The organism is Flavobacterium suzhouense, assembly GCF_042684765.1.
Classification (GTDB): Bacteria; Bacteroidota; Bacteroidia; order Flavobacteriales; family Flavobacteriaceae; genus Flavobacterium; species Flavobacterium suzhouense.
In genome coordinates, this window is sequence record NZ_JBHUMD010000025.1 from 1 (window position 1) to 12,145 (window position 12,145).

General features: G+C 39.1%; 12 protein-coding genes. 3 read left to right on the plus strand and 9 right to left on the minus strand.

The genetic code is table 11. From position 1 onward, the window contains the following. The 4 genes from ACFSR3_RS10540 to ACFSR3_RS10555 form a co-directional block, all read right to left on the minus strand. Positions 1 to 1,535, minus strand: a 1,535-nt coding sequence (locus ACFSR3_RS10540) for an Ig-like domain-containing protein (RefSeq protein ID WP_449267418.1), incomplete at its 3' end; no start/stop codon positions are given. A gap of 37 nt (positions 1,536 to 1,572) precedes the next feature. After that, positions 1,573 to 1,902 (minus strand): hypothetical protein, encoded by a 330-nt coding sequence (locus tag ACFSR3_RS10545; RefSeq protein WP_379820932.1) that lies wholly within the window; start codon positions 1,900 to 1,902, stop codon positions 1,573 to 1,575. 201 nt (positions 1,903 to 2,103) lie between these two features. Continuing rightward, entirely contained in the window at positions 2,104 to 4,149 is a 2,046-nt protein-coding gene (locus tag ACFSR3_RS10550) for a M16 family metallopeptidase (RefSeq protein ID WP_379820933.1), read from the minus strand. A gap of 15 nt (positions 4,150 to 4,164) precedes the next feature. Next, positions 4,165 to 5,490, minus strand: a complete 1,326-nt coding sequence (locus ACFSR3_RS10555; RefSeq protein WP_114759398.1) for a M16 family metallopeptidase — start codon at positions 5,488 to 5,490, stop codon at positions 4,165 to 4,167. Positions 5,491 to 5,690: 200 nt separating this feature from the next. On the opposite strand from ACFSR3_RS10555, the gene rplU reads away from it, so the two are divergent. Both rplU and rpmA read left to right on the plus strand, forming a co-directional pair. Then, a complete protein-coding gene (rplU, locus tag ACFSR3_RS10560) occupies positions 5,691 to 6,059 on the plus strand; it encodes a 50S ribosomal protein L21 (protein ID WP_114759399.1) in 369 nt (122 codons plus the stop codon). A gap of 23 nt (positions 6,060 to 6,082) precedes the next feature. Then, positions 6,083 to 6,343: a 50S ribosomal protein L27 gene (gene rpmA, locus ACFSR3_RS10565; RefSeq protein ID WP_114759400.1), complete on the plus strand. Its 261-nt coding sequence runs from the start codon at positions 6,083 to 6,085 to the stop codon at positions 6,341 to 6,343. 228 nt (positions 6,344 to 6,571) lie between these two features. Here rpmA and aat read toward each other — a convergent pair whose 3' ends face one another. The 3 genes from aat to ACFSR3_RS10580 all read right to left on the minus strand — a co-directional run bounded on the left by aat (position 6,572) and on the right by ACFSR3_RS10580 (position 9,148). Continuing rightward, the gene (gene aat / locus ACFSR3_RS10570) at positions 6,572 to 7,207 is read right to left on the minus strand and encodes a leucyl/phenylalanyl-tRNA--protein transferase (RefSeq protein WP_114759401.1); all 636 of its coding nucleotides are present in this window, start codon (positions 7,205 to 7,207) and stop codon (positions 6,572 to 6,574) included. A gap of 555 nt (positions 7,208 to 7,762) precedes the next feature. Continuing rightward, complete coding sequence (locus ACFSR3_RS10575) at positions 7,763 to 8,224, minus strand: DUF3127 domain-containing protein (RefSeq protein WP_114759402.1); 462 nt, start codon at positions 8,222 to 8,224, stop codon at positions 7,763 to 7,765. A 51-nt stretch (positions 8,225 to 8,275) separates the two neighbouring features. Next, positions 8,276 to 9,148, minus strand: coding sequence for a flavin reductase family protein (locus ACFSR3_RS10580; protein WP_114759403.1), 873 nt, complete (start codon positions 9,146 to 9,148; stop codon positions 8,276 to 8,278). A gap of 149 nt (positions 9,149 to 9,297) precedes the next feature. On the opposite strand from ACFSR3_RS10580, the gene ACFSR3_RS10585 reads away from it, so the two are divergent. Beyond that, a complete protein-coding gene (locus tag ACFSR3_RS10585) occupies positions 9,298 to 10,449 on the plus strand; it encodes a sensor histidine kinase (RefSeq protein WP_379820934.1) in 1,152 nt (383 codons plus the stop codon). A gap of 40 nt (positions 10,450 to 10,489) precedes the next feature. On the opposite strand, the gene ACFSR3_RS10590 is transcribed toward ACFSR3_RS10585, so the two are convergent. Both ACFSR3_RS10590 and ACFSR3_RS10595 read right to left on the minus strand, forming a co-directional pair. Further along, the gene (locus ACFSR3_RS10590; RefSeq protein ID WP_379820935.1) at positions 10,490 to 11,536 is read right to left on the minus strand and encodes a linear amide C-N hydrolase; all 1,047 of its coding nucleotides are present in this window, start codon (positions 11,534 to 11,536) and stop codon (positions 10,490 to 10,492) included. A gap of 134 nt (positions 11,537 to 11,670) precedes the next feature. Beyond that, positions 11,671 to 12,084 (minus strand): lipocalin family protein, encoded by a 414-nt coding sequence (locus ACFSR3_RS10595; protein ID WP_379820936.1) that lies wholly within the window; start codon positions 12,082 to 12,084, stop codon positions 11,671 to 11,673. Positions 12,085 to 12,145: the final 61 nt, after the last annotated feature.

Here is a 12,145-nt window from a genome sequence, read left to right on the forward strand (position 1 = left end):
TCAGCAGTTACATTTATTGTAGCTGTAACTTCAGTCCTGATAAGACCTTCACAACCATCAATGGTTTGAGAAGCAAAGTAAGGCGTTCCGCTTACAAGCGCTTCAGTAGCCAGTAATGGAGTTCCTCCGGTAGCGGCAGCATACCACTTGATAGAGGCATCATTTGGCATCAGGTCAGCAACTGTAGCTGTATTACAAAATACCTGAGCAGTATTATCAACAACAGGAGCCGGTGTTACAAGTACTGTAGCTGTTACGGTACCTCTCAGTAAACCTTCACATCCGTTTACGGTTTGAGAAGCATAATAAGTAGTTCCGCTTACAAGGGCATCTGTAGAAACTAATGCTGTACCACCGGTAGCAACATTGTACCATTTGATCTCAGCTCCATTTGGCAATAAGTCAGCAATAGTGGCATTGTTACAGAATACCTGAGCAGCATTTGATATAGCCGGAGCGGCAACAACATTTAAAGTAACAGTAACGGCACCTCTTGAAAGGCCTTCGCAACCACCAACGGTTTGAGAAGCATAATAAGTAGTTCCATTTACAAGAACTGTAGTTGAAGTTAGTGCTGTACCACCTGTAGCAGCAGCATACCATTTGATTGAAGCATCATTTGGCATAAGATCAGCCACTGTACCTGCGTTACAGAATGTTTGGTTAGCATTAACGATAGTTGGTGCAGCAACAACAGTTATGTTGGCTGTTCTTGCAGTTCGGTTAATACTCTCACAACTTCCAATAGTTTGTGATGCGTAATAAGTAGTACCGTTAACAAGAGCGGTTGTAGAAGCTAAAGCCGTACCACCTGTTGCGGCAGCATACCATTTAATTGCTGTTCCTGTAGCAACAAGATCGGCCACTGTACCTGCGTTACAGAAATCCTGAGTAGCAGCAGGAACTGTCGGAGCTACAATTACATTTATAGATACGTCAACAGTTGCTATTGTAGAGCAGGCTGTAGTTGAATTCGAAGCCGTTAATGTATAAGTTGTTGTTGTACTTGGGTTAAATGTCCATCCTGTAGTAGCATTACCTGAAACGCCTGTTGATGGTGCCCATGAATAAGCAGTGTAATCAGCTGCACCGGAAGTTATGGTAACAGCAGATGTAGGCTGGCCCGGACATGTTGTTGCAGCATTTGTACTTAGCGTAAAAGCAGCAGGAGTATTTACAGTAGCAACTACCGGGGTCCTTGTTGAGTAACATGGAGCGGTATAATTCCAGTTATAGAAAAAGTAGTATCCGGGATCAGTGCTACCATTTAAGTAAGCAGAATTTATTGTTGCAACATTGGATACTGCGATAGGATATGGTATTCCTGAATTTTCACGTACCATTGCCGGAGCGCCGGCTAAGGCTACTATCCTGTATCCGTTTCCTGCAGGTATATTCCAGCCCAGATTGACAGTAAATTTTGTAGGATTTGTTGAATTACCGGCAGGAACAGCGACAGTAACTGTTTGTATTTGGGTATCAGTACTGTTTCTAAGTTCTACAGTAAGGTTACCCGCATTTGTTCCGGTAAGCAATACGTCTACTGAATTAAGTACAAAAGCATAGCTTACATCAAATATAAGACCATATCCGGTACCGGCAGGAGTAGTGTTGCTTACAGCCGTTGTTGTTCTTACGCCACCTGATTGTGGTGAACCTGTTATTTCTGACTACATCTGTTACAGGTGTTCCATTAAAAAGGAAAGCGGTTGGCAACGTAACGGGATAAGAATTGGTGTCGTAAGTTGTTCCACAATCCAGACAGGAAATTAAAACTGTTCCTCCTGTAATTTCGGTATATGTACCTGTTGACTGTGAAAAAGTGTAGAGCGATGTTTGTGCATTACCAGTCGTGACGACGAGAAGCAGAAGCATCACCAGTAGCGAAGTAAATTTTTTCATACAAATAAAATTATGTGTTTAATAGTTTTATAAAAATATGAATTAAACACTATCTAATTATTAATTATTTGTAGTTTGAAAAAAAATTTAACAAGTTTATTTCTAGTTGGTTTTTTTTGAGTTATTTTAAAAAATAATGAAATAAATAAAACAAAAAAGCCTTCGCGTTAGCGAAGGCTTCTGTAAGCAATCAAAATAATATTATTGGAAATCAGCAGGTGTTACACCTTCATTGATTTTAACTTCGCTAACTGTTAGGTTAAGCTCGATACCAACATTCATAATAATGTTGTGAGGTACCTTAATACCTTTTACATCTTTATAATCACCGTAGTAAGTGAAGATTGTAGTTTTTTGACCCGGAGCGATTTCCTGATCACGAGACTCAGCAACTTTATAACCTGATTTTACATCATAGTAATATGTTGTGTCACCTTTTTTAACTGCATATGCATCTGAACCGTTAATCGCTTCGATTCCTGTTACTGCTGCATCTTTGCTGTTAGCCATGGTAAGTTCTTCAAAAGGAACAGCGCTTGCTTTAAGTTCAGCAAGTTCTTCGCCTTTAACTTCTTCTTTTTGACCCTGGCCCATTCTGTAAGCACCTTTTTCGTTTACTACCTGTTTCATCATAGAGTTGCCCATAACTGTAAGCTCTACAGCTTGTTTGTTATCTGAAGTAACTTTTGAAGTAAGAACTACAGGAGCTCCCTGTACCGTAGCGTTAGATTTAGTGTAGATGCTTTTAACTCCTTTAGCGGCTTTTTCTCCACCGATAGATTTAATATAGTTATCTAAAACTGTTTTAGCAGTTACACCTGCAGGAACAGCTTTTTTAGCAACAGGTTTTTCTGTTGGGTTACCATATTTGTCAAAATAGAATATTGGCATTTTGCGGCTTTCAAGACCCGGAAGTACATCAGCAGCTTTACCTACAATTATGATACGTGCATTGTCTACAGAGAAGAATCTGTTAGCAGCTCTTCTGATGTCTTCAGCAGTTACAGCGTTTATGTTTTTGATGTAGTTTTCGTAGAAATCTGCAGGAAGACCCTGAGTTTGTGTAGTAAGTGCATAACGGGCAACAGTTCCCGGTTTTTCCATGTTCATTACAAAGCTTCCTACATATTTCGCTTTAGCGTTTTTAAGGTCTTCTTCAGAAACAAGGTCAGTTCTTATTTTCTTAAGCTCATTAAAGATCTCTACAACAGCACTGTCAGTAACTGTGTTTCTCACAGATGTTGATGAAGAGAAATCACTTACATATTTGCCTCCGCGAATTGAAGAATAAGCACCATAAGTCCATCCGTGAGCTTCACGCAGGTTAAGGAATAATCTTCCTTCTCCACCACCACCAAGAATTTGGTTAGCAAGTAGCGTAGCAAAATAATCTTTATCAGTCATTTTAAGGTTAGAAACATTCACAACCGAAATTTCAGACTGAACCGCATTTGGTACATCTACAAAGTTAATCTGAGTGTACTGAACGTCTTTAGGGTCGCTGTAAGATACGTTTGGAGCGATAGCAGGTTTCCAAGAACCGAAAAGTTTTTCAACTTGTTTTTTTACATCTTTAACTTTTACATCACCTACAACTACTAGGTATGCGTTGCCGGGAACAAAGTAAGAGTTATAGTTCATCTGAACGTCAGAAAGGGTAACGTTATTTAATGTCTCTTCACTTAGATACTCACCTGCCGGGTGATTTTTACCAAATACAAGAACACCGCCAACTCTGCCTGCGATAGCAGATGCACTTTTTTCGTCAGATTTAAGACCTTCAATAATTTGTGCTTTTTGTTTGTCGAACTCTTCCTGAGTGAATACAGGGTTTAGAGCACCGTCAGCCATAAGTTCTAAAATTCTGTTAGAATATTTAGAAAGTCCGCTTCCGTGAGCCGATTGCGATCCGAAGCCAATGCTGGCACCTAAGAAATCTACTTCTTCGTTAAAAGCATCTTTAGGCATTTTTTTAGTTCCGCTACCCATAAGGGCTGCAGTCATGTCAGAAACACCTTTTTTTGCACCTTCTGCATACGGAGCGTTATCCATAGTAAGGGTGTAAGATACTGTAGGAAGTTTGTGGTTTTCTACAACAAGAACTTTAAGTCCGTTTTTAAGAGAGAAAGTTTCCGGTTTGCCTACGTTAACTTTAGGAGCTGGTCCCGGTTTAGGCTGTGGTATAACTTGTCCATGCATATTGAATGATAACAATACGCCGGCTAGGATATATATAACTTTTTTCATGATTTTTTTCAATGCTTAGTTTTGTGCTTTGTCTTTAGCGCCTACGTAGTCTAACGTTAAACGTTGGTTAGGGTTAAGGTATTTTTTAGCAACTTCTCTGATGTCTTCTCTGGTAATTGAACGATAGATTTCAATTTCAGTATTGATTAGGTTTACATCACCATATAAAAGGTAGAAAGAAGCAAGGTTTTCTGCAATACCTTCAACATTAGAGTTGCTGCTTACATAGTTGCTCTCAATTTCGTTTTGAAGTTTCTGGAACTCTCTTTCTGAGATAAGTTCTGTCTGAAGTTTCACGATTTCTGCATCAGCTTCTTTCATTACATCAGCAGCTGTAAAGCCCTGCATTGGAATTCCGTAAACTATATATAGTCCGTAATCTTCCTGGCTGTAGTTGAAAGCACCTATCTGAAGCGCCATTTTTTTCTCATCAACAATCTTTTTGTACATCCTTGAGCTTTTTCCGCCTGTAAGGATTGAAGAGATCATATCAAGAACTTTAGCGTCTTTTGTTTTCATTGATGGAGTTCTGTAAGCAGTAACCACCATTGGAAGCTGTACGTTAGGATCTTCGTAAGTAGCCTTGAAAGCCTGAGTGATAGGCTGCTCTTCGAATTTCTGGCGAGTAACAGGTGTTCCTTTTGGAACTTTGCTAAAGTATTGGTCTACCCATTTTTTTGCCTGTGCTGGATCAAAATCTCCGGCAATAACAAGCACTGCGTTGTTAGGGATGTAGAATTTTTTGTTGAAAGCCTGGAACTCTTCAAGTGTTGCAGCGTCCAGGTGATCCATTGAACCGATAGTTGCCCAACGGTACGGGTGCACTTTAAACATGTTCCTTTTAACTTCTGCAATAAGATTTCCGTAAGGCTGGTTGTCTATACGAAGCCTTTTTTCTTCTTTAACAACTTCGTTTTGAGTGTCAACTCCTATCTGGTTGATAACAGGGTGAAGCATTCTTTCAGCCTCCATCCATATAGCAAGCTCAAGATTGTTAGAAGGGAAAACCTCATAGTAATATGTTCTGTCGTCAGAAGTGTTGGCGTTATTGTTACCGCCGTTAGCAGTAACTATCTTAAACCAATCACCGCGTTTGATGTTTTCTGTTCCTTCAAACAGTAAGTGTTCAAAAAAGTGTGCAAAACCTGTTCTTTCAGGGTTTTCGTCTTTAGAACCTACGTGATACATTACCGAAGTAACGATAACCGGAGCCGATTTATCCTGGTGAAGGATAACATGAAGGCCGTTGTCTAAATTGTATTCTTCGAATGCCACTTTTTGAGCTGAAGCAACTCCGCCAAGCATAAGAAGTGAACCCAAAGCCATTAAAGATTTTTTCATAAAAATTAATAATTATTTTGATATTGCTAATTGGTGTGCAAGTTCGAGATTTTGTTACAATATTTTTACTTTTTTTTAAGAATTTGGATTCATAAGGCATATTCTCCGATTTTTTCGTATAAAATATCACACGTGTGTTGGCTGATAAATAATAAGTTGTATATTTGCAACCTTAAAAAAATTAATTAAACCATATTGTTATGTACGCAATCGTAGAGATAGCAGGGCAGCAATTCAAAGTTAGCAAAGACCTTAAGGTTTATGTTCACCGTCTTGATGCTAAAGAAGGAGATGCAATATCTTTTGCAAAAGTTCTTCTTTTAGATGATAACGGAAACGTAACTATAGGCGCCCCGGCTATAGAAGGTGCTTCAGTAGAAGCTAAAGTGTTACAACACTTAAAAGGTGAAAAAGTAATCGTTTTCAAAAAGAAAAGAAGAAAAGGTTACAAAAAGAAAAACGGTCACCGTCAATCTTTAACGCAAATCCAAATTTCTGGTATCACAGGAGCTGGTGCAGCACCAAAGAAAAAAGCGGCAGCTAAAAAAGCGGAAGCTACAGAGGAATAATTAACATTTAAAAACAAAACATCATGGCTCACAAGAAAGGTGTCGGTAGTTCCAAGAACGGTAGGGAATCAGAATCGAAACGTCTAGGCGTTAAGATTTATGGTGGACAGGCTGCTATTGCAGGTAACATTATCGTAAGACAAAGAGGTTCTAAGCACAATGCTGGTGAAAACGTTTACATGGGTAAAGATCATACTCTTCATGCAAAAGTTGCCGGTGTAGTGAAATTCCAGAAGAAAGGTGACAACAAATCTTTCGTTTCTGTAGTTCCATTCGAAGCTTAAGAAATAAAACTCTATCATATAAAAACCCATTCTGCAAGGAGTGGGTTTTTTGTTTTATTGATATTTCCGATAAAAACCCATTCTGCAAGGAGTGGGTTTTTTGTTTTATTGATATTTCCGATTCTTTTTTAATTACAGGTAGATATGACAAAGCAATCTCATCGGGTCGCTGCGCTTTGATGCATTACGCCTGAAATGGCGGATTAAAACTGTGACTGTGATTGGAAATTAGTATTTAAGTATCTCTAAAAAATCTTCACGCTCTATTTCCCGTGCGCCAAGACTCTCCAGATGCTCATTGTATACCTGGCAGTCTAAAAGGCGGTAATTAGCTATGTAAAGCTGCTTTGTCAATGCTATAAAAGCGATTTTGCTGGCATTACTCACTTTAGAAAACATACTTTCACCACAAAAAATATGGCCAAGGTCCACACCATATAGGCCACCTACAAGTTCATCTCCCTGCCATACTTCAACCGATTTGGCTACACCCAATTCATTTAAGTTGCAATAGGCTTCAACCATATCGGTAGTTATCCACGTGCCTGGTTGTCCGTCTCTTTTAATGTTGCGGCAGTTAGATATCACTTCCCTGAATGCGGTATTGAAGGTTACCCTGAAAATTCCACGGTTAATTATGTTTCGCATACTCTTCGAAATTTTTAGTTCGTCAGGAAACAAAACCATTCTCTCAGGGGGACTCCACCATAAAATAGGCTCGTCGTCTTCAAACCAGGGAAATATACCGCTACGGTAAGCTAATAGCAGTCGCTGAGGCGAAAGATCGCCACCTATGGCAACAATGCCTTCAGGAGATGCTTGTTCTGCTGATGGGAAGTATAATTCGCTTGTCAGGAAGTACATTTTCTATTTTTCTGCAAATGTAATATTTATAACTGCTATCACTGGTTAAACTCACACAAATAAGCTATTTTGTGATTTAGCATTATCTAAATGTTAAATGTAGGAATAGTTCAATAAAGGGTAGTGTTATTATTATAATTTTGCACCCGAATACAAGCAAAATAGTTTTTAACGACGATTTATTATAGCATAGATGCTTGAGCATCAAAGCATAGTTTGTGTTTAGCTAAATTTATACGGAGATCTGGTGGTTCGGATCTCCGTTTTTAATTTTCGCTTACTTGTAAGTAATTTTTTATAACAAAAATTATCCTTGGAGCATATTTTTCTGTAATCCTTTTCTCATATAGGTTTTGTAGTTTTACCACGAAATATAAACTACTATAATTTATGGCTATTTGCTATAGATACATTACTTCATAAGTAATAAAACATGGTTTGTGTTTTAGCTAATTTTATGCGGAGATCTGGTGGTTCGGATCTCCGTTTTTTGTTTATAAACAATAGAGATGAAATAAAAAACCCGAAGCATTGCTTCGGGTTTTTGTGATTTTATTAAAATGGTAAGTCGTCGTGTTCTTCTTCCTTAAAACCTGTTGCCGGTTCAAAGCGATCGTTTTGTGCGGGAGGTGCCTGCTGATAACCTTGTTGTGGTGCCTGGTTGTATCCCTGAGGAGCTTGTTGGTATCCTTGCGGAGCACCATAACCCTGAGGTTGTCCATAGCCTTGTGGAGCTTCAGCTCCGGCTTTTTCTATTCTCCAGCCCTGTATAGAGTTAAAGTATTTTGTTTCTCCCTGAGGGTTTACCCATTCTCTTCCTCTAAGGTTTATGGAAACTTTTACAGGTTCGCCTACAGTGTAGTTGTTAAGCAGGTCACATTTGTCCTGAGTAAACTCGATCATAATGTGCTGTGGGTACTGCTCATCGGTAGTAACTACTATTTCTCTTTTTCTAAAACCATTAGCACCAAAAGCTTTGGTTTCGTCAATCATCTTAATTCTTCCTGAAACTTCCATAATGTTTGTTGTTATTTTCTGCCTTGCAGCAGCTATCGTTATTAATTAAATTTATTTGGCAAGCAGCACTTTCCATGCTGTGGCTACCTGGTTGTTGTCAAGGTATTCCTTGGCTTTCAGGAACTTTTTGCTTTCATCATCGGCGCTTAAAACGGCCTTAATCTCAAAGCTCTCTTTTACAAAGATATCAATTTCTTCATCAGTAGGCAATGTTTCGGTGTTGCCAAGTTTGCCTAAATCGTTACCATCGAAGAAACCACTTTCTTTTACAAATCCCGGAATAGCATCTACACCTATGCCTAAAGTTGTCAGGGGTTTTTCAACCTCAAAAAGCCCTTCTGAAGAACGTGAATACCAGTTTCCGCCAAGTCTTGAAACAAGGTCTATTTTGTGCTGGTCTATCGCTCCGTTAGCATCAAGAATGCTTTCGTCAATGTGCATTTTCAGTACTTCACAAAGTATCAGGTTTCCTGCTCCGCCTTCAGTACCCAGGGCTATAATCTGGTTTACGCGGCATTCAAACTGTACCGGTGCTTCCTTTACCCTGTAAGGTTTTACAGTTTGCGAAGGAATCATGGTAAATCCTGCTTTTTCAAACTCATTTACCCCCGAAGCATACTCTGTACTCGATAGTGAAGTTTGCTCTACCATAGCATAGTTTACCACGTTTATTACTACTTCGCGATTAAGTTCAGCATTCAGCAATGTGTGCTTAACGCTATTGTCGCGTACCCTTCTCGAAGGAGAAAAGATTAATACCGGTGGGTTTGAACTAAAAATATTAAAGAAGCTGAAAGGCGAAAGGTTAGGGGTGTTGTTGCCGTCTAACGTACTTGCCAGTGCTATTGGTCTGGGTCCCACTGCACTTTGTAAGTAACCGTGCAGTTTAGGAGTAGTAAGTTCTTTAGGGTCTATAGTGAGCATGATCGCTTTTTTTGTTTATACAAAGATACTTTTTCTTAACTACCAGCATAGGGTTTTATGAAAGCTGTTGATAAAATATATAACCCTCAGTGCCGTTATTATAAACCACCTCCCAACTTTTAGTATCTTTAAGCCACAAATACACGTTTATGCAATTTTCAGATAACAGGAATATTAGTAGATGGTTAATTATCGCGGCTTCTTTTTTTATAGTTCTTTCTATACTTTGGAATACCTACAGTTTTTTTAACATCTTTAAAGAAGATGAAAGAAAAAAGGTTGAGGTTTTGGCAGAAGCATATCGCATGGTGAATGCTCCATCCATGCAGGATACCGACTTTACGCTTCCGTTAATGATTATACAAAATAATAGTTCGGTTCCAATTATCCTTACTGATAAAAACGGAGTAGTTCAGGATTCAAAAAATCTACCGGATGAAATTGCAAACGATACTATTCGCAAAAAAGCATATCTGAACGAATTAAAACAAGAACAAACATTTATAGTAATAAATCTGGGTAAGGGGGATCATCAGTATTTGTACTATGGTAATTCCCAGTTGTTGAATAACCTTAAATATTATCCGGTTACCTTAGCTATAATTGTCATTTTGTTTGCAACAATAGTGTTTATCTTTTACAGAGCCAGCAAAATGGCAACCCAAAACAGGCTTTGGGCCGGTATGGCAAAAGAAACAGCGCATCAGATTGGTACGCCATTATCATCGCTTTTAGGCTGGATAGAAATCATGAAAGCGGATAATGTGGACGAAACTACGGTAACCGAAGTAGAAAAAGATGTACAGCGCCTGCAGGTTATTGCCGAGCGTTTTAGTAAGGTAGGGTCGGAGCCGGTGCTCGAAGAAAGGGATATTGTAGCCGAAACTGAAAAGTCGTTCGAATACCTGAGATCGAGAGCTTCAAGGCAGGTGGAATTCTTTTTTATGGCTCCAAATCATCCGGTTAAAGTGATGCTTAATCCTGAATTGCATAGCTGGACGGTTGAAAACCTGGTAAAGAATGCTATCGATGCCATGAAAGGTAAAGGAAGGCTTGATGTGATTCTTTCAGAAAGCGAAAAACACATAAGGATAAAGGTAAGTGATACCGGAAAAGGTATCCCGAAGAGTCAGTTTAAAAAAGTGTTTGAACCGGGTTTTACCACAAAGCAAAGGGGATGGGGGCTTGGACTTTCGTTAACAAAGCGTATTGTTGAAGAATATCACAAAGGCAGGATCAGGGTGTTTTCTTCCGAAGTAGGAAAGGGAACTACTATGCAGGCTACTTATAAAAAGATATAAAAAAAACGGGATAGCTTAACTATCCCGTTTTTTTTATTGATTATAACCCCAGGAATTTAAAGGGTTCCGTTTTTACGAATGATTTTATGGCATTGCCGGAATAGGTTTCTCCTTTAGAGATGTTTAGCTTCTTTACTTCTCCTTTTGGCGAAAAATCGATGTCTTTAAAGTTTATCCAAAAAGTATTTGGGGTAAGTGCTGATTCAAAATAGTAGATGAGATTTTTTTGATCAGCAACGGTTCTCCATCGGGTAGATGAAATGTTAGGTTCATTGGGGGTGGTTATTCCGTAAGGTACCGAGCAATTACGGATTACACTGAAGGTGCTCGCCACGGCAATACGCTGATCATCTGTTTTAGGTATTGCATCTATGTAAAAAGAGGCCCTCGCAAACCTGTCGGCAGCACGATTGGTACCAGGCAGCATTACAGTACCGCCCAAGGCTTTCCAGTATTCGTTAAGAGCAAGCTGCTGTTCGAATATTGGAGAATTTGTCATTACATTGTATTTTGGGTCGTGATGAATTACCAGTTTTCCATTTACATATTCAAAAATCGCATTGTCTCCTGTAGCATCTGACAATGAAAGGTGCAGTGTTGCCAGCCTGTCCATTCCCGGAACTTTATCGGTAATCAATGTAAATTTTTCCTGTTCCAGCTCATCAACGGCTTCTTTTACAGTGGCAAAATTATCTAATGCATACTGGCACCATGCTGCTATTGTTAGTCCCGGTTTTTTTTGATCCCATACAGGGTATTGAGATTCTACAAGCCACAAGACATTGGCTACAAGGCCTTTCTCATTCATGCCGTCAGTTGTTGAGATGTCATATCCTGAAGCGATTGCACTTCCATATTTTGACTTCCATTTTAGTGAATTAGGTCCTACTTCACCATTGCGATCCATTCCTCTTGGGAAAATCCAAAGGTTGGAGAGAATATCCTCACGCCAATCCATGGAACGGGCTGTAAGCACTAGTCCGTTTAAACCTTTATAGACAACCCGGGTACAGGCCATGCTATTGTGTAATGTTGCCGGTATAAATAGAAGTAGCAGCAGGAATGTTTTGGTAGTAATTTTTCTCATAATTGGTTAATTGTCATGGTTGTATGCTAATTTACTCAATTATGTGTAAGGTGATGTAAGATGTATTGCGCCGTTAAGATTTATTTAACAGGTGTTATCATAAAAAAAGCGGGATAATTATCCCGCTTTAATTTTTATGGTACACTTGTGAAAACAAAAGTAACCTTTGCATTTGCTATTGAGGTTTCTGCTTCGAGTTCTTTCGAGTTGAGCTTTTTTATTGTATACGTTACAGTTTCTGTTCCCAGTGTGGTTGTAAGCTGATTAATTTCGGCATTAACAGTGTAGGTTCCGGTTTCTGTTTCCGGGTCTTGTTGACAGTCAGTCCAGTGCAGCTCTTTTACAGTGTTGGGTGCTACAAACTCTAAATAGTCCTTGCCACAAGGCTGGTGTACATAATCTGATGATGAGTTGCCAATTTTGGTGGCTTTGTAATACCATCTTTTTGCAAGCTGGTCCAGGCTTACGGTATCTTTTTTTGCATTATCATCGCTTGAACAGCCGGCAAGACATGCAAGTGTTAGTAGTAATCCGAATATCTTTTTCATGATTCGCGTAATTTATGTTTTGGTTGATGACTTTTAAATTGTTAAATAAATAAACCACGCT